This is a genomic window from Streptomyces bullii (genome assembly GCF_042657145.1).
Taxonomy (GTDB): Bacteria; Actinomycetota; Actinomycetes; order Streptomycetales; family Streptomycetaceae; genus Streptomyces; species Streptomyces bullii.
In genome coordinates this window covers 207,122-227,539 of the sequence record NZ_JBHSNY010000010.1, presented here as the reverse complement: position 1 = coordinate 227,539, position 20,418 = coordinate 207,122, and the positions used below count along the sequence as shown (strand labels likewise).

Here is a 20,418-nt window from a genome sequence, read left to right as displayed (position 1 = left end):
TTTCCGTAGTCGTCTCACATCCCTTGCATGCGCATGTTGAGTCAACTCGCCTGGTGGGCGCGTGGGGAGAGTGTGTGAGTGGCATATGCGAGCCCGCCGCGCACACGGTGTGTGAATGGCGCGGGCCCGGCACCCTCGGGGGAGCCGGGCCCGTGAACTGGCCGAAATCTGACCGTGTGTAATCAGCCGTAGGTGTAGAAACCGGAGCCGGTCTTCCGGCCCAGCCGGCCGGCGTCGACCATGCGCTGGAGCAGCGGGGGAGCGGCGTACAGCGGCTCCTTGTACTCCTCGTACATGCTCTGCGCCACCGAGGCGACGGTGTCCAGGCCGATCAGGTCGGACAGCTTCAGCGGGCCCATCGGGTGGGCGCAGCCCATCTCCATGCCGTTGTCGATGTCCTCGCGGCTGGCGATGCCCGTCTCGAACATCCGGATCGCGGAGAGCAGGTACGGGATCAGCAGCGCGTTGACCACGAAGCCGGAGCGGTCCACGGCACGGATGGAGTGCTTGCCCAGCACCTTCTCGGTGAAGAGCTGCGCCCGGCTGATCGTGCCCTCGGAGGTGGTGAGGGCCGGGATCAGCTCGACGAGCTTCTGCACCGGGGCCGGGTTGAAGAAGTGGATGCCGATGACCTGGTCCGGCCGCGAGGTGGCGACCGCCAGCTTCACCAGCGGGATGGAGGAGGTGTTGGAGGCCAGGATGGCGTCCGGCCGGGTCACGACCTGGTCCAGTACCTGGAAGATCTCGGTCTTGACCTGCTCGTTCTCGACGACGGCCTCGATCACCAGGTCGCGGTCGGCGAACTCGCCGAGGTCGGTGGTGAAGCTCAGACGGGCCTGTGTGGCCTCCCGCTCCTCCTCGGTGATCTTGCCGCGCTCGGCCGCCTTGGACAGGGAGTTGAACAGCCGGGTGCGGCCGATCTCCAGGGCTTCGCCGGTGGTCTCGGCGACCTTCACGTCCAGACCGGCCCGGGCGCACACCTCGGCGATCCCCGCGCCCATCTGACCGCAGCCCACCACTCCGACGCGTGCGATGTCTCCCGATGGGGTGTCCGTCACATCGTCCCTTTCGCTGCTGATCCACAGTGGCAGGTCCGCCGTGTTCGGTGCCTGCTCCAAACCTGCACGTTACCTCCGGCCTCGGATGATCGATCGGCCGGGTGGCGCGTGGCAGGCTGGCGCGAGGACGAGCGGGAGCGGGATGATCCGGCACCGGGACGGGGCGATCGGACACCGGGACGGGCCCACGGCACACGGAGGTAAGGGCATGCATCGGAGGCCGCGGCTGTCACGGCGGGCGTTCGCGGTGACCGCGCTGGCGACGCTGGCGGCGGGCGGCGGTGCGGCGGCGACCGCGGCCGTGGCGGGGACCGGTCACCATCCCCGGCGCACGGCCCGGGAGCTGCGCGGCATGTGGATCGCCTCCGTGGCGAACCGCGACTTCCCCTCCCGCGCCGGTTTGAGCGCCGAGGAGCAGCGTGCCGAACTGACCGGTCTGCTCGATCTGGCCGTCCGCAACCGGCTCAACACCGTGATCTTCCAGGTGCGGCCCACGGCGGACGCGCTGTGGCCGTCGCCGTACGAGCCCTGGTCGCAGTACCTCACCGGCACCCAGGGCAGGGCCCCCGGGTGGGATCCGCTCGGCACCGCCGTGCAGGAGGCCCACGCCCGCGGGCTGGAACTGCACGCCTGGTTCAACCCGTACCGGGTGGCGATGCACGCGGACCCGACGAGGCTGGTCGCCTCCCACCCGGCCCGGCAGCACCCGGACTGGGTGGTGACGTACGCCGGGAAGCTCTACTACAACCCGGGACTGCCCGAGGTGCGCGCCTTCGTGCAGGACGCGATGCTCGACGCGGTGGGCAAGTACCCCGTCGACGCCGTGCACTTCGACGACTACTTCTACCCGTACCCCGTGGCGGGCCAGACCTTCGACGACGACGCGGCCTACGCCAGGCACGGCGCCGATTTCCCGGACCGGGCCTCCTGGCGGCGGGACAACATCGACAGGCTGGTGCGCGAGACGGCGGCCCGTCTCCGGCAGGTCCGGCCCGCCGCGCGCTTCGGCATCAGCCCCTTCGGCGTCTGGCGCAACGCCGCCACCGACCCCCTCGGCTCCGACACGCGGGCCGGCGTGCAGACCTACGACGACCTGCACGCGGACACCCGCAAGTGGGTGCGGGAGGGCTGGATCGACTACCTCTGCCCGCAGCTGTACTGGAACGTCGGCTTCGCCGCCGCCGACTACGCCGAACTGCTGTCCTGGTGGTCGCAGGTCGCGCAGGGCAGCCCGACACGGCTGTACGTGGGTGAGGCGCTGTACAAGGCCGGTGACCCGGCGCAGCCCGCAGCCTGGCAGGACCCGGCCGAGCTGTCCCGGCACCTCACCCTCGGCCGGGACCACCCGCAGGTGCGCGGGCACGTCTTCTTCGCCGCCAGGGACGTGGCGGCGGACCGGATCGGGGCGATGGCGCGGGTGGTCGCCGACCACTACCAGCAGCCGGCGAAGCCCCCGCGCTGATCTACCGCATTTCCTGCTGGGGAGTCCGGTGACGGATCTCGGAGTCGGGACCGGGTGAGCACACGCCCTCGTGCCCGTCCTCGAAGCGGACGCGGTACGGCGGGTTGCCCTCCGGGCCCAGCACTTCGACGATCTCGCCGACCTTGTCGTGTTGACCGACCACCCTGCCGTGCTGGACAAGCTGGTCGCCGACGGTTGCACGCATCGTCTGGGGCCTCCTCACCATGTGGGGGAGCAGCGGTCCGTGGCCTTGAGTCTACGGCGGTGGGCGCCGGTTGGCAGGGGGCCGTGCGGCCCGCTCAGCCTCGCGCCCGCTGGGTGACGGCGATGCACACCAGCACCGCTGCGGCCGTCAGCGGAGCGGCCACCGTCAGGTGCTCGCCCAGCAACAGCACCGACCACACCAGTGTGAGCAGGGGCTGGGCCAGCTGCAACTGGCTGGCCTTCGGGATGCCGATCGCCGCCATGCCCCGGTACCAGACGACCAGCCCCAGGAACTGCGAGCCGGCCGCCACCCACAGCAGCCCGGCCACACTGTGCGCGGTCAGCCGCACGGGCTCGTACGACAGCGCGAGCGCGGCGGCGGGCAGCGCGAGCGGCAGGCACAGCACCAACGCCCAGCCGATGACCTGCCAGCCCGGCATCACCCGGGCGAGCCGCCCGCCCTCGGTGTAGCCGGCCGCGCACACCAGCAGCGCCCCGAAGAGGTACAGGTCGGCCGTCGTCAGGGCCCCGCCGCTCTGCTGGACGGTGAAGACCAGCACCGCCGCCGCGCCCGCGAGCGCCGCCGCCCAGAAGGTGCGCGAGGGGCGGGTGCCGACCCGCAGCGCCGACAGCAGGGCCGTGGTCAGCGGCAGCAGGCCCACCACGACGGCCGCGTGCGCGGTGGTGGACGTCTCCAGGGCGAGCGTGGTCAGCATCGGGAAGCCGAGGACCACCCCGGCGGCCACCACCGCCAGGCCCGGCCAGTGCCGGCGGGCCGGCAGCGGGACGCGCAGCGCCAGCAGGCAGCCGCCCGCGACGAGCGCGGCGAGCACACTCCGCGCGGCGACCAGGGACCAGGGCCCGAAGCCCTCCAGCCCCCACGCGGTGGCGGGGAAGGTGAGGGAGAAGGCGACGACGCCGAGGGCGGCCTGCAGGGTGCCGAGGCCGGGGCGCTCCCGGCCGGTGGTGACTGCTATCCGGGGTGCGGCAGTAGCGCTACTCTCTGTTCTCATGCACGAGCGTAGCAGTGTCAGTGACCTGGTGGACCGGCTGCGGAGGGAACTCGACCGCTACTCTCCCGGTGGAAAGCTGCCGTCGAGCCGGGCCCTCGTCGAGCGGTTCCGGGTGAGTCCCGTGACCGTCTCGCGGGCCCTGGCGCAGCTGGCCGCCGAGGGGCTCGTGGTGACCCGGCCCGGCGCCGGCGCGTTCCGCGCGGAGCCCCGGGGGGCTGCCCCGGCGGCGGGGGACACCTCCTGGCAGGAGGTCGCGCTCAGCGCGGACGGCGCCGCCGACCTCGTGCCCCGCTCGGTGGACGCCACCGGAGTGCTGGTCACGCTCGCCGCACCGGCACCCGGGGTGATCGAGTTCAACGGCGGTTACCTGCACCCCTCGTTGCAGCCCGAGCGGGCGATGGCCGCCGCCCTGTCCCGCGCGGGACGCCGCCCCGGCGCCTGGGGGCGGCCGCCCGTGGAGGGGCTGCCGGAGCTGCGGGAGTGGTTCGCGCGGAGCATCGGCGGCCCCGGCGGGGCGGTCACGGCCGCCGAGGTGCTGATCGCCGCGGGCGGCCAGTCCGCGCTGACCACGGCGTTGCGCGCCCTCGCCCCGCCCGGCGCCCCCGTCCTCGTCGAGTCGCCGACCTACCCGGGCATGCTGGCCATCGCCCGCAGCGCCGGGCTGCGCCCGGTGCCCGTCCCCGTGGACGCGGACGGGGTGCGACCGCCGCTGCTCGCCGACGCGTTCCGCGCGACCGGCGCCCGGGTCTTCGTCTGCCAGCCGCTGTTCCAGAACCCGACCGGTGCCGTGCTCGCAGCCGAGCGGCGCGGCGAGGTGCTGCGCATCGCGCGCGAGGCGGGCGCATTCGTCGTCGAGGACGACTTCGTCCGGCGGCTCGCGCACGAGGACGCCGGGCCGCTGCCGCGCCCGCTCGCCGCCGATGACCCCGACGGAGTCGTGGTGTACGTCGGCTCGCTGACCAAGGCGACCTCGCCCAGTTTCCGGGTGAGCGCCCTGGCCGCGCGCGGGCCGGTCCTGGAGCGGCTGCGCGCGATCCAGGTCGTCGACAGCTTCTTCGTGCCCCGGCCGCTGCAGGAGGCCGCCCTCGAGCTCGTCGGCTCGCCCGCCTGGCCGCGCCATCTGCGGGCGATCGCGGCGGAGTTGCGCACCCGCCGGGACGCGATGGTCGCCTCGCTCCGGCTCGACCTGCCCGAGCTCGCCCTGCCGCACGTTCCGTCGGGCGGCTACCACCTGTGGCTGCGGCTGCCCGACGGCACCGGGGGCACCTCCCAGGCCTTCGGCTCTGGGCGAGAGTCCGCTCTGACGGCCGCCGCCCTGCGCGCCGGCGTGGCCATCAGCCCCGGCCGCCCGTACTTCAGTGCCGAACCCCCGGCCGCCCACGTCCGGCTGAGCTTCGCGGCGGTCGCGGGCACCGGGGAGATCACGGAGGGAGTACGGCGGCTGCGGACGGCCTGCGACGAGGTGCTCTCATGCCGGGACGCGACGGACCCGCAGGTCAGGCGGGAAGCATGACCTCGCGGAAAAACCGTTCGACTCCACGGCCCGCCGCCTGGAAACCTCCCGCCATGAACGACACGCCGAGCCTCCCCGAGGACTACGAGATCTCCGCCGACCCCGCCCGCATCGACGCCGGGCGCGTGCACCACTGGCTGTCCACCGACGCGTACTGGGCGCTGGGCCGCAGCCGCGAGAAGCAGGACCGGGCGATCGAGAGCTCGCTCAACTTCGGGGTGTACGAGACCGTGTCGGGGGAGCAGGTGGCGTACGCGCGGGTCATCACCGACCGGGCGACCTTCGCGTGGCTGTGCGATGTGTACGTCGACCCGTCGGTGCGCGGCAAGGGGCTCGGCACGGCGCTGGTGGCCGCCGTACGGGAGCACCTGCGGCCCCACCAACTGCGGCGGGTGCTGCTCGCCACGCACGACGCCCACGGCGTGTACGAGAAGCTCGGCTTCCGGCCGCTGGAACGGCCCGACCAGTGGATGGCCCTGATTTTCGAGTGATGTGTCCGGCTGGTCCTCACCCTGCGGTCGGCTGGCACGCACCCACGGTCACTTGCCGGTAACATCCCTTGACCTGCGAACCCCGGCCCCTGACCATCCACGCATGGCACTTCGGGTCACGTTCGTCGCCGCCGCGCGCAGCTCCCCGCGGCTCGCCGAGCGCTTCGAGGACGACCGGCCGCTGGACCAGGCCGGCTGGGAGGAGGTGCAGCGGGCCGTCGGTGACCTGCTGCCCCTCGCGGCCGCCGAGCTGCGGTACTGCTCGCCGACCCCGCGCAGCCGCACCACCGGCGACGCCCTCGGGTACGCCCCGCTCGTCCAGCTCGCCCTGCGGGACTGCGACATGGGCCGCTGGCGCGGGCTGACGCTGGGCGAGGCGATGGCCCGGGAACCGGAGCTGGTGGACACCTGGCTCTCCGATCCGGGCGCCACCCCGCACGGCGGGGAGTCGCTGCACGCCTTCATCACCCGCGTCGGCGGCTGGCTCGACACCCGGCCCGTCGAGGACGGCTGCCGGATCGTCGCGGTCGCCGAGCCGTCGGTGATCCGTGCCGCCCTGGTGTACGTGCTCAAGGCACCGCCCTCGACGTACTGGAACATCGACGTCCGTCCGCTGTCGACGACGACCGTCACGGGCCGGGCGGGGCACTGGAACCTGCGCTTCGACGCGGCCTCGGCCCAGCCCTCACCCGCCTGGGAACGCGCCTAGGAACGTGCGCGGGGACGCGCCTGGACGCGTGCGTAGGAGGTCGTGAGGACCAGGTCCTTGGCGGGACCGCGCACCCGCCAGACGGTTTCCCAGTGGTCCTCGTCCCGGGCGGTGAACTCCCCGCGGTAGAGGTCCGCCGCGCAGGGATGGCCGGCGACATGCCGGCCCGAGGTCAGGTCCAGGTCGTGGAAGGGACGGCCGTCCGCGAACCGCACGTCCGCCGTGCCGCCCGGGCCGGGCAGGTAGCGCAGGGTCCGCTCGGCGGGGCGGGCCACGCCCTGCCAGACGAACGTGCCGGACTCGTGGTGCAGCAGGCCGCCGTCCTCCAGCGGGCCGAAAACCGTCGTCCCGACGAACTCCCCCCGGTGCCCGCCCGCCAGATCCCGCACCACTCGCTCGACGCGCCAGGTGCCGGCCAGATAGGCCAGTACATCCGGTACTGGCCAGAACTCGCCCATTCCGTCCCGCACTCCGTCCCATCCGTTGTCGCGCGACCCATTGACTCCCCGTGGCCCCCTCCCTATCTTGCCGTTCGAAGTGCTGACCAACGTCTGATATCTCGAACAACTCGCGTTCAACTCCCCAACCGAGCCGCGGAGTATCCATGTCACGCACCACCCGCACCCGCTGGAGATTCGGTCTCACCGCCACCGCGCTCCTGACGGCCGCCGCCCTCGTCCCGGCCCCCGCGCACGCCGAGAACGTCACCGACTACACGATCAGCGTCGACCCGCAGGCCAAGGGCGCCGCGATCGACGACACGATGTACGGCGTCTTCTTCGAGGACATCAACCGGGCCGCCGACGGCGGCCTGTACGCCGAGCTCGTGCAGAACCGGTCCTTCGAGTACTCGACCGCCGACAACGGCTCCTACACCCCGCTGACCTCCTGGACGGTCGGTGGCACGGCCCAGGTCGTCAACGACTCCGGCCGTCTCAACGAGCGCAACCGCAACTACCTCTCCCTGGGCGCCGGTTCCGCCGTGACGAACGCCGGCTACAACACCGGAATCCGGGTCGAGGAGGGCAAGAGGTACGACTTCTCGGTGTGGGCCCGGGCCGAGAGCGGCACCACCCTGACCGTCTCCCTGAAGGACACCGCGGGCAGCCTGGCGACGGCCCGCCAGGTAGCCGTGAAGGGCGGCTGGGCCAAGTACAAGGCCACCTTCACCGCGACCCGCACCAGCAACCGCGGCCGTCTCACCGTCGCCTCCTCCAACGCGGCGGCACTCGACATGATCTCGCTGTTCCCGCGCGACACCTACAAGAACCAGCCCAACGGCCTGCGCAGGGACCTCGCCGAGAAGATCGCCGCCCTGAAGCCGGGCTTCGTGCGCTTCCCCGGCGGCTGCCTGGTCAACACCGGCTCCATGGAGGACTACAGCGAGGCCTCGGGCTGGCAGCGCAAGCGCAGCTACCAGTGGAAGGACACCATCGGCCCGGTCGAGGAGCGCGCCACCAACGCCAACTTCTGGGGCTACAACCAGAGCTACGGTCTCGGCTACTACGAGTACTTCCGCTTCTCCGAGGACATCGGCGCGATGCCGCTGCCCGTCGTCCCGGCCCTGGTGACCGGCTGCGGCCAGAATCGGGCCACCGACAACGAGGCGCTGCTCCAGCGGCACATCCAGGACACCCTCGACCTCATCGAGTTCGCCAACGGCCCGGCGACCTCCAAGTGGGGCAAGGTCCGCGCCGAGATGGGCCACCCCAAGCCGTTCCACCTCACCCACATCGGGGTCGGCAACGAGGAGAACCTGCCCAACGAGTTCTTCGCCCGCTTCCAGAAGTTCCGGGCCGCCATCAAGGCGAAGTACCCGGACATCACCGTCATCTCCAACTCGGGCCCCGACGACTCCGGCACGACCTTCGACACCGCGTGGAAGCTGAACCGCGAGGGCAAGGTCGACATGGTCGACGAGCACTACTACAACAGCCCGCAGTGGTTCCTGCAGAACAACGACCGCTACGACTCCTACGACCGCAGCGGCCCGAAGGTCTTCCTCGGTGAGTACGCCTCCCAGGGCAACGCCTGGAAGAACGGCCTCGCCGAAGCCGCGTTCATGACGGGCCTGGAGCGCAACGCGGACGTCGTCAAGCTCGCCTCGTACGCCCCGCTGCTCGCCAACGAGGACTACGTGCAGTGGCGGCCGGACATGATCTGGTTCAACAACCGCGCGTCCTGGAACTCGGCCAACTACGAGGTCCAGAAGCTGTTCATGACCAACGTCGGCGACCAGGTGGTCCCGTCGAAGGCGAGCACCACCCCGAACGTCAGCGGCCCGATCACGGGTGCCGTCGGCCTGTCGACGTGGGCGACCAGCGCCGCGTACGACGACGTGAAGGTCACCTCGGCGGACGGCTCGACGCTGCTGAGCGACGACTTCTCCGGTGACGCCTCGAAGTGGAAGCACGTCGGCGGCGGCAGCTGGAGCATCCAGGACGGACAGTACGTCCAGACCGACGCCGCCGCCGAGAACACCATGGTCACGGCCGGCGACCCGGCGTGGAAGGACTACGACCTGCATGTGAAGGCCACCAAGAAGTCCGGCAAGGAGGGCTTCCTCGTCGCCTTCGGGGTCAAGGACACCGGCAACTACTACTGGTGGAACCTGGGCGGCTGGAACAACACCCAGTCCGCCGTCGAGCAGGCCTCGGACGGCGGCAAGTCGACGCTGATCTCCAAGGCCGGGTCGATCGAGACGGGCCGTGCCTACGACATCGACATCAAGGTGCGGGGCCGCCAGGTCACCCTCTACCTCGACGGCAAGGAGTGGGGCAGCTTCACCGACGACAAGCCGGCCGAGCCCTTCCGTCAGGTGGTCACGCGCGACGCCAAGACCGGTGAGCTGATCGTCAAGGTCGTCAACGCCCAGTCGGCCGAGGCCCGCACGGCGATCGACCTGGGCGGCGCCAAGGTCGCCTCCACGGCCCGCGTGACCACGCTGGCCGCCGACGAGAACGCGGTGAACACCGAGACGGACACGCCGGTGACCCCGGTGACGTCCACGTTCCGCGGGGTCGCCGCGACGTTCACGTACACCTTCCCGGCGAACTCGGTGACGTTCCTGCGGATCAAGCAGGGCTAGGGGCTGTCGTTCGGATCAGGTCGCCGGGAAGCGACCGGATCTCGTCAGCGCCGGTGAGAGGGGCCTGGCGCGTGCGGCTGTCGAGGCGGAGGAGGGAGCCTACGCGGAGCGTCGGCGACCGATGACAACGCCGCAGACGGGCGCGCCGGGCCCCGCTCACCGGCGTGATCCGAACGGCAGGCCCCGACCGCTGGATCAGGGTGTGGGCCGCTGCCCGAGGGGCAGCGGCCCACAGTCGTGTGTGACGAAGACCGACAGGGGGCCCGGTCCAGGAACCGGGGATGGCCTCGACGGCACGTGCAGGCGACTCCGGTCATCCGGGCAGCCGACTGCGGAAGCGGACAGCCGGGGCGGATGGGGACACGTCCCGTCGTCAGAGCCGTTGCGTGTCCGCGCCGGCGCCGAGGTGGTCGAGTCGCGGCGAAAGCAGCGCATCGGTCGCCCGGCTGCCCCGGCCGGCCAGCTCGGCCCGCACCGACGACACGCTTTCCTCCTACCCCGGTAAGGAACCACGCCATGACCACCCCGCAGGCCTTTCCCTTGGAGCCCGCCCCGATCCAGCCCGCTCGATGCCGTTGATCCTCACGTCGCAGGCGCCACCTTCAGCGCATCCACCAAGTCGAGGTCAGAAACCGCAGACCAGGCCGATGCCGCTGATGGGGCCGCCCGCGAACCGGCGCACTGGCTGCGCCCAGGATTGCATAAAAGTGCAGCGAAACGTATAGTCATGCCGTCTAGGAGGAGGATTGCATGGCGGTACGTGCGGCGGTGGCCGGAGCGAGCGGATACGCGGGCGGGGAACTGCTGCGTCTGCTCCTGGCGCACCCCCAGGTCGAGATCGGCGCCCTGACCGGCAACTCCAACGCGGGCCAGAGGCTCGGCGCGCTGCAGCCGCACCTGCTGCCGCTCGCCGACCGGGTGCTCGAGGAGACCACGCCCGAGATCCTCGCCGGGCACGACGTCGTCTTCCTCGCGCTGCCGCACGGGCAGTCCGCCGCCGTCGCCGAGCAGCTCGGCCCAGACGTGCTCGTGATCGACATGGGCGCCGACTTCCGGCTGAAGGACGCCGCCGACTGGGAGACGTTCTACGGCTCCCCGCACGCCGGCACCTGGCCCTACGGCCTTCCCGAACTGCCGGGTGCCCGCGCCGCGCTGGAGGGGTCCAAGCGCGTCGCGGTGCCCGGTTGCTACCCGACCGCCGTCTCGCTGGCCCTCTTTCCGGCGTACGCGGCGGGCCTGGCCGAGCCCGAGGCCGTGATCGTCGCCGCGTCCGGCACGTCCGGCGCGGGCAAGGCGCCCAAGCCGCACCTGCTGGGCAGCGAGGTCATGGGCTCCATGTCGCCGTACGGCGTCGGCGGCGGGCACCGGCACACGCCCGAGATGATCCAGAACCTCAGCGCGGCGGCCGGCGAGCGGGTCTCCGTCTCCTTCACCCCGACCCTCGCCCCGATGCCGCGCGGCATCCTCGCCACGTGCACCGCCAAGGCGGCCGGCGGCGTCACCGGCGAGTCACTGCGCGCGGCCTACGAGAAGGCCTTCGCCGACGAGCCCTTCGTCCACCTGCTCCCCGAGGGGCAGTGGCCCGCCACCGCGTCCGTCCACGGTTCCAACGCCGTTCAGGTGCAGGTCGCGTACGACGCGGCCGCGGGGCGGATCATCGCCATCAGCGCCATCGACAACCTGACCAAGGGCACCGCGGGCGGCGCCCTCCAGAGCATGAACATCGCCCTGGGTCTCGACGAGACCACGGGACTGACGACGATCGGAGTTGCGCCGTGAGTGTGACGGCAGCGAAGGGATTCACGGCCGCGGGCATCGCCGCCGGGATCAAGGAGAACGGCAACCCCGACCTGGCCCTCGTGGTCAACGACGGCCCCCGCCGCGCCGCCGCGGGCGTCTTCACCTCCAACCGCGTGAAGGCCGCGCCGGTGCTGTGGTCCGAGCAGGTGCTCAAGAGCGGGCAGGTGTCCGCCGTCGTCCTCAACTCCGGCGGCGCCAACGCCTGTACGGGCCCCAAGGGCTTCCAGGACACGCACGCCACCGCGGAGAAGGTCGCCGAGGTGCTGGGCCGGGGCGCCATCGAGGTCGCCGTCTGCTCCACCGGCCTCATCGGCGTCCTGCTGCCGATGGACAAGCTGCTCCCGGGCGTCGAGACCGCCGCCGCCCAGCTCTCCGAGTACGGCGGCGAGAAGGCCGCCATCGCCATCAAGACCACCGACACCGTCCACAAGACGTCCGTCGTGACGAGGGACGGCTGGACGGTCGGCGGCATGGCCAAAGGCGCCGGCATGCTCGCCCCCGGACTGGCCACCATGCTCGTCGTCCTCACCACCGACGCCGACCTCGGCAGCGAGACCCTGGACAAGGCGCTGCGCGCCGCCACCCGGGTCACCTTCGACCGCGTCGACTCCGACGGCTGCATGTCCACCAACGACACCGTGCTGCTGCTCGCCTCCGGCGCCTCCGGCGTCACGCCCGGATACGACGAGTTCGCCGAGGCCGTACGGGCCGTCTGCGACGACCTGGGCCAGCAGCTGATCCGCGACGCCGAGGGCGCCAGCAAGGACATCAGGATCGAGGTCGTCAACGCCGCCACCGAGGACGACGCCGTCGAGGTGGGCCGCTCCATCGCCCGCAACAACCTCCTCAAGTGCGCCATCCACGGCGAGGACCCCAACTGGGGCCGGGTGCTCTCCGCGATCGGCACGACGTCCGCCGCCTTCGAGCCCGACCAGCTCAACGTCGCCATCAACGGCGTCTGGGTCTGCAAGAACGGCTCCGTCGGCGAGGACCGCGACAAGGTGGACATGCGCTACCGCGAAGTGCACATCGTCGCCGACCTCGCGGCCGGCTCCGAGACCGCCACCATCTGGACCAACGACCTCACCGCCGACTACGTCCACGAGAACAGCGCCTACTCGTCATGAGCAGCACGCGAAAGCACACCGCCCTGCCCAAGGCACGCATCCTCATCGAGGCGCTGCCCTGGCTGGTCCGGCACAACGGCAAGACCGTCGTCATCAAGTTCGGCGGCAACGCCATGGTCGACGAGGACCTCAAGGCCGCGTTCGCGCAGGACGTCGTCTTCCTGCACCACGCCGGCCTCAAGCCCGTCGTCGTGCACGGCGGCGGCCCGCAGATCAGCGCCGCCCTCGACAAGCACGGCATCGTCAGCGAGTTCAAGGCCGGCCTGCGCGTCACCACCGAGGACGCCATGGACGTCGTCCGGATGGTGCTCGCCGGGCAGGTGCAGCGAGAGCTGGTCGGGCTGCTCAACCGGCACGGACCGCTCGCCGTCGGCCTCACCGGCGAGGACGCGCACACAATCACCGCCACCAAGCACCAGCCCGAGATCGACGGCGAACTCGTCGACATCGGACGGGTGGGCGAGATCACCGACATCGACACGGGCGCCATCGAGGCACTGCTGGCCGACGGCCGGATCCCGGTCGTCTCGTCGATCGCCCGTAGCCAGGACGACGGGGATTCGGGGCATGTCTACAACGTCAATGCCGATACGGCGGCTGCGGCGCTCGCTGCTGCACTGGGCGCCGAGACCCTCATGGTCCTCACGGACGTCGAGGGCCTCTACGAGGACTGGCCGAACTCCGACGAGGTGATCAGCCGCCTGACCGCGTCCCAGCTGGAGAAACTGCTGCCGGAGCTGTCCTCCGGCATGGTGCCGAAGATGGAGGGCTGCCTGCACGCCGTGCGCAACGGTGTCACCACCGCCCGCGTCATCGACGGCCGGGTCCCGCACTCGATCCTGCTGGAGATCTTCACCGACGAGGGCATCGGCACCATGGTCGTGCCGGACGAGAAGCCGAGCGAACAGGGGGAATCGTGACCGACGCCGTGAGCAACGCCGCGAGCAACCAGGAGCTGACCGCGCGGTGGCGGGGCGCGCTGATGAACAACTACGGCACCCCGCGGCTGGCCCTGGTCCGCGGTGCGGGCGCCACGGTGTGGGACGCCGACGGCCGGGCGTACGCCGACTTCGTCGGCGGCATCGCCGTCAACGCCCTCGGCCACGCCCACCCGGCGGTCGTCGAGGCCGTCAGCACCCAGATCGCCCGCCTCGGGCACGTCTCCAACCTCTTCGTCGCCGAGCCGCCGGTCGCGCTCGCCGAGCGGCTGCTGCAGCTCTTCGGCCGCGACGGCAAGGTCTTCTTCTGCAACTCCGGCGCCGAGGCCAACGAGGGCGCGTTCAAGATCGGCCGCCTCACCGGACGCACCCACATGGTCGCCACCCACGGCGGTTTCCACGGCCGCACCATGGGCGCCCTCGCGCTCACCGGCCAGCCCGGCAAGCAGCAGCCGTTCCTGCCGCTGCCCGGCGACGTCACGCACGTGCCGTACGGCGACGCCCAGGCGCTGGCCGCGGCGGTGACCGAGGAGACGGCCCTGGTCGTCATCGAGCCGATCCAGGGCGAGAACGGGGTCGTGGTGCCCCCGGCCGGCTACCTCAAGGCGGCCCGGGCGATCACCGCCGCCACCGGTGCGCTGCTCGTCCTCGACGAGGTGCAGACCGGCATCGGCCGTACCGGGCACTGGTTCGAGTACCAGGCCCACGAGGGCGTCCTGCCCGACGTCGTCACCCTCGCCAAGGGTCTCGGCGGCGGACTGCCGCTGGGAGCGACCGTGGCGTTCGGGCGGGCCGCCGACCTGCTCCAGCCGGGCCAGCACGGCACGACCTTCGGCGGGAACCCGGTCGCCTGCGCCGCCGGGCTCGCCGTTCTCGACACCATCGCGAACGAGGGGTTGCTGGAGAACGTCAAGCGGCAGAGCGAGAAGGTGCGGGACGGAATCGAGTCACTGGGCCACGGACTGATCGACCATGTCCGGGGCGCGGGCCTCCTCCTGGGTATCGTGCTCACCGAGCCGCTCGCGCCCACGGTGCAGAAGGCGGCTCAGGACGCCGGTTTCCTCGTGAACGCGCCCGCTCCCGATGTCGTACGGCTCATGCCGCCGCTGACCCTCGGCGACGACACGGTGGACGCCTTCCTCGGGGCCCTGCCCGGCATCCTTGACAAGGCCGACCAGGCCGCCAAGGCCGCCGAGGCCGACGGGGAAGGACGATCCGGAGAATGAGACGACGATGAGCCAGGCGCAGGACCACGGGCCGGGCGAGACCGCCGGGCCTGCCGTGCCGCAGACCCGCACCGCACGCCACCGCCGGATCGTGGACATCCTCAACCGGCAGCCGGTGCGCTCGCAGAGCCAGCTGGCGAAACTGCTCGCGGACGACGGGCTGAGCGTCACCCAGGCGACGCTCTCCCGGGATCTGGACGAGCTGAACGCCGTGAAGATCCGCAACACCGACGGCGACCTGATCTACGCGGTGCCGAGCGAGGGGGGCTTCCGGACCCCCCGCGCACCGCTCGGGGAGTCGGCGAAGGAGGAGCGGATGCGGCGGCTCTCGCAGGAGCTGCTGATCTCCGCGGAGGCCTCGGCGAATCTCGTGGTCCTGCGGACGCCTCCGGGGGCGGCGCAGTTCCTGGCGTCGGCGATCGACCAGGCCGAACTGCACGACATCCTGGGGACGATCGCCGGCGACGACACCTTGTTGCTGATCAGCCGGAACCCGACCGGGGGGCAGGCGCTGGCCGACCATCTGCTGCGGCTGGCCCAGAACGGCCACTGAGCGACCGGCGACCGGGCGGCGACGTCAGCCCAGCCGAGAGGCCAGCCCCTGCGTGCACCTGACCTCGTCGCCCGCCGTGATCAGCAGCGCCTCCACGTCCGGCAGGGACTCCAGCCACGCCAGCCCCTCCCGGGAGCCCATCGCGAACGCCGCGGTCGCCCAGCAGTCCGCCCAGGTCACCCGGGGGGCCACGACCGTCACCGCCACCAGGTCCGTCACCGCGGAGCGGCCCGTGCGGGGGTCGATGACGTGGGCGCCGCGTTCCGCCGTGCCGGACGTGGCCACGGCCAGTTCCGTCGTGCCGGCCGCGGAGACGACGGCCGCGAGGCCGCCGGGCCGCAGGGGGTCCGAGACGCCCACGCGCCACGGCCGCCGCGCCCCCGGCGTCCCGAGCAACTGCACGTCGCCGCCGCCGTTGACGCTGACACCGCTCACCCCGGGCGTCGCCGCCAGCCGGCGCGCGGCCCGCTCGACGGCCCAGCCCTTGACGATGCCGGTCGGGTCGAGGCTGCCGCGGTAGCGGGTGCTGAACCAGCCGTCGCTCACCCGCTCCGCCTCGGCCGCCAGCTCCAGCACCTCGGCGACCTCGGGATCGCACTCCTCGACGGTCAGCTCGCCACGGGCCAGCCGGGAGACCTGGCTGCTGTCGCGGTAGGTGCTGAACACCTCGTCGACCCGGTGCAGACCGGCGACCACCTCGTCCAGGGCCGCGCGTACTGCGCCGGGTTCCCCGCCGCGGACGTCGAGCGAGAAGACGGTCCCCATCGTCTCCTCCGCGTGACGCACCGCGGCGGGAGCCTGTGCGGAGTCGGCCACCGTGTCAGCCACCGGCCTGGTCCAGTGCCGACTGGAGGGACTGCTTGTAGCCGTTGCTCGTGTACGTCGCCCCGGACACGGCGTCGATGTCCGCGCTGCCGGTGGCCACGGCCGCCTGGTTGAGCCGCGGCACGGCGGTCTGGCTGATCTGGCTGCTGCGCCCGCCGCTGGGCGCCCGCACCGCCTCGGCCTCGGTGATCTTCCCGCCGCTGACGGTGACGCGGACCTGGACCGGGCCGTACTGGGTCTGCACGGCGCTGCCGGTGAGCGTCCGGGCCTGCGCGCCGCCCGCCCCCGAGCCTTGCTGGGCTCCCGCGCCACCCGGCCCCGAGCTCGGCTGGGCTCCGCCCTGCCCCGCCTTGTCCAGCGCGGACTGCAACGACTGTTTGTACCCGGCGCTGGTGTACGTCGCTCCCGACACGGCGTCGATGTCCGCGCTGTTGGTGGCGACCGCTGCCTGGTTGAGCCGCGGCACGGCGGTGGAGGTGATCTGGTCGCTGCGCCCGCCCTTGGGGGCCTGCACGGCCTCGGCCTGGGTGATCTTCCCGCCGGCGACGGTGATGCGGACCTGGACCGCGCCGTACTGGGTCTGCGCCGCGTCGCCGGTGACCGTCCGGGCCTGGGTGCCGCCCGATCCCTGTGAGGAGGCCGCACGCACCTTGTCCAGCGCCGACTGGAGGGACTGCTTGTAGCCGTTGCTCGTGTACGTCGCCCCGGACACCGCGTCGATCTCCGCGCTCTGCGCGGCGACCGCCGCCTGGTTCAGGCGCGGTACGGCGGTGGAGGTGATCTGGTCGCTGCGCCCGCCCTTGGGGGCCTGCACGGCCTCGGCCTGGGTGATCTTCCCGCCGGTCACGGTCAGCCGCACCTGCACCGGGCCGTACTGGGTCTGCGCGGCGTCGCCGGTGACCGTGCCCGACCCGGCGGCCTGGGCGCCGCCCTGCGGCGACTGTGCCGCGGCCGGCGGGGCCTGGCCGCCCACCGCCTGGGCGGAGCCCGGGTCGGAGGCCGGCTTCAGCGATACCAGCAGCACGATCCCGGAGACCGTGGCGGCGGTGGCGAGCACGGCGCGCCGGACGGGGTGACTCTTCCTCATCGTTTCTCAAGCTCCTGATGTGTCCGTGGGTGACCCGTCGCTCACATCTCGAACGACTCGTGATGGATACGGCGGGCGGGCACACCCGCCCCGCGCAGCGCCTCGTAGACCGACCGGGCGAATCCGGGCGGGCCGCACATGAAGACGTCATGGCTGTCGACGTCCGGGATCTTGCGCTTCAGCGACTCCGCCGAGATGTCCGGGCGTTCCCCGTCCGGGCTGTTCACGGCGTACATCAGCCGGGCGCCACGCTCGTCGGCGATCTTCGCCAGCTCGTTCCACAGGGCCAGGTCCTGGGTGCTGTTGGCCCGGTAGAGCAGGGTGATGTCGCCGGAGGCGCCCGGCAGCGTCTCGAACAACGCCCGCATCGGGGTGATCCCGACACCGCCCGCGACCAGCAGCACCTTGCCGCGGCTGCGGCGCTGGGCGGTCAGCGCGCCGTACGGGCCCTCCGCCCACACCTTGGTGCCGGGGGTGAGCTCGCGCAGCCGGGAGCTGTGGTCGCCGATCGCCTTGACCGTGATCCGCAGTATGTCCGGGCGGGGCGCCGCCGACAGCGAGTACGGGTGCGAGCTGAACCGCATGCCCGGCGCCAGGAACCGCCAGCGGAAGAACTGCCCGGCCTCCGCGCCGATGCGGTGCAGTTTGCGCCCCTTGATCAGCACCGACACGATCCCCGGCGTCTCCTCGATGACCGCCTCGACCCGCATGCGGTGCCGCAGGTTCAGCCGGATCGGGGTGAGGATCCGGTACCAGACGACCAGCGCGGTCACCGCCCCGTACAGCCCGTACCAGAAGGTCTTGGCGGAGGGCTCGACGGCGAACTCGTTGCCGGTGGTGATCTGGTGCCAGAACGTCAGGTAGACGGCCGCGTAGGTGAGCAGGTGCACGTGGTACCAGCCGTCGTACGGCAGCCGGCGGCGGATCCCGCCGATGGAGATGAACCCGATGACGAACAGCAGGCCGGTGCCGATGGCGGCCTTGCCCATGTCCGGCAGCTGGTTGACCGAGTCGACGGTCTGCTGGACGATGCCGCTCAGCGTCTTGCCCGCCTGCAGCGCGTAGCCCCACATGGTGAGGAACACGTGGGCGATGACCAGGCAGAGCGTGTAGCGGCCGGTCATGGCGTGCCAGCGTGCCACCCGGTCGGAGCCCACCCGGCGCTCCAGCGCGGGCACCCGGGCCATCTGCAGGACCACCAGAGCCATCAGATACCCGGCGAGCAGACCGGTGATCCGGCCCGCGGCGAGGATCTTGCTCGTGTCGTCCGCGAGGGACGGCGTGTTGTCCCACCACAGCCACAGCACACCCGCCGCCCCCGCCCATAGGGCGACGACCAGCGGGACGGCCGGGGAGCGGCGCGGACGGATGCGGCGCATCGTCTGGCGGCGGGCGGCACGGCCGCCTGCGAGCGTGGTGGTCACGGTTCCTCCGTGGGGACTTGACCCTTGGCCCACAGATACGTGCCGCAAGCGGGGAGTGTTCAGCCTCTGCGCGGCGGACAAGAACCGCTCACAGGCGTGTGAGCACGGTCGTCCCGCTCAGAACGTCCCCGAAGACGCCGGTGCCCCGGCCGTCGCGACGCCGCCCGAGCGGACGACGAGGGCGACGGGACCGGGGCGCACGGGTCAGACCGCGGACGGCGGCAGCGGCAACGGCAGCCCGGGCAGTCCGTCCAGGCTCGTCGCGATGTGCTCCTTCTTGGTGAAGTACGCGCTGAGCGAGGCGTCGTCCTCGCGTGCGAAGCGCTTGCCGTGCAGCTCGCGGTCGGCCTCGTACGCCATGAGCGGCACCGCGTATCCGCAGCTGTCGCGGATCAGTTCGGCCGTGACCACGATGATCGCGCGCAGGCCGTGACGGCTCGGGTCGATGTCGGGGAAGCGGGCGAGGAGTTCCGCGAACCGCGGGTCGTCCCGGAAGACCGCCTCGCCGCGGCCGTGCACGCGCACGATGTTCGGCGGGCCCTGGAAGGCGCACCACATCAGGGTGATCCGGCCGTTCTCCCGCAGGTGCGCGACGGTCTCGGCGTTGGAGCCGGCGAAGTCGAGGTAGGCCACCGTGCGGTCGTCGAGCACCACGAAGGAGCCCTTGAGGCCCTTGGGGGAGAGGTTGACCGTGCCGTCGGCGGACAGGGGAGCGGTGGCGGTGAAGAAGAGGGGCTGCTCCTCGATGAAGGCCCGGAGCCTGCCGTCTATGCGCTCATGCGTCTTTCCCATGTCCACCGAGTATGGGCGCAAGTCTTTCGGCTGTCTAAGGAATTGGCGGTCCGGCTGCCGCGCGCGCGGGTGCGCGTGCGGCGACCGGACCCGTCCGTGGCCGCCCCGGCCGGCGCTCGCACGGGGCGGCCACGGTGCCTGTCACGTCACTTCGTGAGCGTGCAGGCGCCCAGGGAGTCCAGGCCCTGGGGCTTGGCGGCGGTGCGGCCGATGGCGGTGGCGATGCGGTTGACGGTCGCGACGCGCTTGTCCTTGAGGGGGCCGAGGATGGCGTTCTGGACGAAGTTGGGCCCGCCCTGGCCGACCGTGTTGACGAGCCGCGTGTTGGCCTCGCGGATCTGGGTGTCGAGCAGTGCCAGATTGCGGTCGACCTCGGCCTTGGCGGACGCCGGGACCGCCGGGAGCTTGGAGCGCACGTCGGGGCAGGAGATGGTGCCCGGTCCGGCCGCGCTGCCGGCGTTGCCGGTGTTTCCGCTGTTGCCCGCGTTGCCCGCGTTGCGCGCGTTGCCCGCGTTGCCCGCGTTGCCCGCGTTCCCCGCGTTCCCGGTGTTCCCGCCGGCCTGCGGGGCCGCGGCCGCGTTGCCGTTCGCGTTGAGGGCGCACGTCGCCAGACGGTCCAGGCCCTGAGGCTTGGCGGCGGTGCGGCCGATGGCGGTGGCGATGCGGTTGATGGTGGCCACGCGCTTGTCCTTGAGGGGACCGAGGATGGCGTTCTGGACGAAGTTGGGTCCGCCCTGGCCGACCGTGTTGACGAGCCGCGTGTTGGCCTCGCGGATCTGGGTGTCGAGCAGTGCCAGATTGCGGTCGACCTCGGCCTTGGCGGACGCGGGGACCGCGGGCAGGCTCGGCGCGACCGCCGGGCAGCTGATGGTGCCGGGCGACGCCTTGGTCCTCGCGGCCTGGGTGGTGCTCTTGGACGTCTCCCCCGCGAGGGCGGAGCCGGCGATCACCGCGCCGGACAGCGCCACCGCGGCAGCGCCGCCGATGAGACCGACACGACGCTTGTTGTACTTCGGAAGAGCCCTGGACATGCGGATGCCTCACTTGGGTCAGGAGTGGGTTCACGAACGTGGCGCCGGCGTTCGTTCGGTGGGGAGTACGGGAAAGC

19 protein-coding genes are annotated in these 20,418 nt (G+C 71.9%); 10 read left to right on the top strand and 9 right to left on the bottom strand.

Annotated elements, in window-relative coordinates; translation table 11 throughout:
- Positions 1–182: 182 nt before the first annotated feature.
- The gene (locus ACFPZJ_RS28210; protein WP_381027691.1) at positions 183–1,058 is read right to left on the bottom strand and encodes a 3-hydroxybutyryl-CoA dehydrogenase; all 876 of its coding nucleotides are present in this window, start codon (positions 1,056–1,058) and stop codon (positions 183–185) included.
- A gap of 208 nt (positions 1,059–1,266) precedes the next feature.
- Between ACFPZJ_RS28210 and ACFPZJ_RS28205 the strand changes: the two genes are divergently transcribed.
- A complete protein-coding gene (locus ACFPZJ_RS28205; protein ID WP_381027185.1) occupies positions 1,267–2,520 on the top strand; it encodes a glycoside hydrolase family 10-like protein in 1,254 nt (417 codons plus the stop codon).
- Between the two features lies 1 nt (position 2,521).
- Here the strand turns inward: ACFPZJ_RS28205 and ACFPZJ_RS28200 are convergent, their stop codons facing one another.
- Complete coding sequence (locus ACFPZJ_RS28200) at positions 2,522–2,725, bottom strand: DUF1918 domain-containing protein (protein ID WP_381027182.1); 204 nt, start codon at positions 2,723–2,725, stop codon at positions 2,522–2,524.
- A 94-nt stretch (positions 2,726–2,819) separates the two neighbouring features.
- A complete protein-coding gene (locus ACFPZJ_RS28195) occupies positions 2,820–3,737 on the bottom strand; it encodes a DMT family transporter (RefSeq protein ID WP_381027180.1) in 918 nt (305 codons plus the stop codon).
- Here ACFPZJ_RS28195 and ACFPZJ_RS28190 point away from each other — a divergent pair.
- From ACFPZJ_RS28190 to ACFPZJ_RS28180, 3 genes are all read left to right on the top strand, one after another.
- Complete coding sequence (locus tag ACFPZJ_RS28190) at positions 3,736–5,250, top strand: aminotransferase-like domain-containing protein (RefSeq protein ID WP_381027178.1); 1,515 nt, start codon at positions 3,736–3,738, stop codon at positions 5,248–5,250. The two genes, ACFPZJ_RS28195 and ACFPZJ_RS28190, sit on opposite strands and share 2 nt — an antisense overlap.
- Before the next feature lie 53 nt (positions 5,251–5,303).
- The gene (locus ACFPZJ_RS28185; RefSeq protein ID WP_381027175.1) at positions 5,304–5,741 is read left to right on the top strand and encodes a GNAT family N-acetyltransferase; all 438 of its coding nucleotides are present in this window, start codon (positions 5,304–5,306) and stop codon (positions 5,739–5,741) included.
- Between the two features lie 103 nt (positions 5,742–5,844).
- Positions 5,845–6,450 carry a histidine phosphatase family protein gene (locus ACFPZJ_RS28180; protein WP_381027172.1) on the top strand — a complete coding sequence of 202 codons (606 nt, stop codon included), beginning with the start codon at positions 5,845–5,847 and terminating at the stop codon, positions 6,448–6,450.
- On the opposite strand, the gene ACFPZJ_RS28175 is transcribed toward ACFPZJ_RS28180, so the two are convergent.
- Positions 6,447–6,908, bottom strand: coding sequence for a DUF6314 family protein (locus ACFPZJ_RS28175; RefSeq protein ID WP_381027170.1), 462 nt, complete (start codon positions 6,906–6,908; stop codon positions 6,447–6,449). The genes ACFPZJ_RS28180 and ACFPZJ_RS28175 overlap by 4 nt on opposite strands.
- A 146-nt stretch (positions 6,909–7,054) precedes the next feature.
- On the opposite strand from ACFPZJ_RS28175, the gene ACFPZJ_RS28170 reads away from it, so the two are divergent.
- From ACFPZJ_RS28170 to ACFPZJ_RS28145, 6 genes are all read left to right on the top strand, one after another.
- Positions 7,055–9,538 carry an alpha-L-arabinofuranosidase C-terminal domain-containing protein gene (locus ACFPZJ_RS28170; protein WP_381027168.1) on the top strand — a complete coding sequence of 828 codons (2,484 nt, stop codon included), beginning with the start codon at positions 7,055–7,057 and terminating at the stop codon, positions 9,536–9,538.
- 750 nt (positions 9,539–10,288) lie between these two features.
- Positions 10,289–11,317, top strand: a complete 1,029-nt coding sequence (gene argC, locus ACFPZJ_RS28165; RefSeq protein ID WP_381027165.1) for an N-acetyl-gamma-glutamyl-phosphate reductase — start codon at positions 10,289–10,291, stop codon at positions 11,315–11,317.
- Positions 11,314–12,465 (top strand): bifunctional glutamate N-acetyltransferase/amino-acid acetyltransferase ArgJ, encoded by a 1,152-nt coding sequence (gene argJ / locus ACFPZJ_RS28160; protein WP_381027163.1) that lies wholly within the window; start codon positions 11,314–11,316, stop codon positions 12,463–12,465. The genes argC and argJ overlap by 4 nt, the downstream gene beginning before the upstream one ends.
- Positions 12,462–13,385 carry an acetylglutamate kinase gene (gene argB / locus ACFPZJ_RS28155; RefSeq protein ID WP_381027160.1) on the top strand — a complete coding sequence of 308 codons (924 nt, stop codon included), beginning with the start codon at positions 12,462–12,464 and terminating at the stop codon, positions 13,383–13,385. The genes argJ and argB overlap by 4 nt, the downstream gene beginning before the upstream one ends.
- Before the next feature lie 8 nt (positions 13,386–13,393).
- Positions 13,394–14,629, top strand: coding sequence for an acetylornithine transaminase (locus ACFPZJ_RS28150; protein WP_381027688.1), 1,236 nt, complete (start codon positions 13,394–13,396; stop codon positions 14,627–14,629).
- Between the two features lie 7 nt (positions 14,630–14,636).
- Positions 14,637–15,182: an arginine repressor gene (locus ACFPZJ_RS28145; protein WP_381027157.1), complete on the top strand. Its 546-nt coding sequence runs from the start codon at positions 14,637–14,639 to the stop codon at positions 15,180–15,182.
- Positions 15,183–15,206: 24 nt separating this feature from the next.
- On the opposite strand, the gene ACFPZJ_RS28140 is transcribed toward ACFPZJ_RS28145, so the two are convergent.
- From ACFPZJ_RS28140 to ACFPZJ_RS28120, 5 genes are all read right to left on the bottom strand, one after another.
- Positions 15,207–15,947, bottom strand: a complete 741-nt coding sequence (locus ACFPZJ_RS28140) for an FAD:protein FMN transferase (protein ID WP_381027686.1) — start codon at positions 15,945–15,947, stop codon at positions 15,207–15,209.
- A 55-nt stretch (positions 15,948–16,002) separates the two neighbouring features.
- Positions 16,003–17,094, bottom strand: coding sequence for an FMN-binding protein (locus ACFPZJ_RS28135; protein WP_381027154.1), 1,092 nt, complete (start codon positions 17,092–17,094; stop codon positions 16,003–16,005).
- 41 nt (positions 17,095–17,135) lie between these two features.
- On the bottom strand, positions 17,136–18,518 hold the full coding sequence (locus tag ACFPZJ_RS28130; RefSeq protein ID WP_381027151.1) for a ferredoxin reductase family protein: 1,383 nt from the start codon (positions 18,516–18,518) through the stop codon (positions 17,136–17,138).
- A 204-nt stretch (positions 18,519–18,722) separates the two neighbouring features.
- Positions 18,723–19,310 carry a pyridoxamine 5'-phosphate oxidase family protein gene (locus ACFPZJ_RS28125; RefSeq protein WP_381027149.1) on the bottom strand — a complete coding sequence of 196 codons (588 nt, stop codon included), beginning with the start codon at positions 19,308–19,310 and terminating at the stop codon, positions 18,723–18,725.
- 146 nt (positions 19,311–19,456) lie between these two features.
- A complete protein-coding gene (locus ACFPZJ_RS28120; RefSeq protein ID WP_381027147.1) occupies positions 19,457–20,341 on the bottom strand; it encodes a hypothetical protein in 885 nt (294 codons plus the stop codon).
- Positions 20,342–20,418 lie beyond the last annotated feature (77 nt).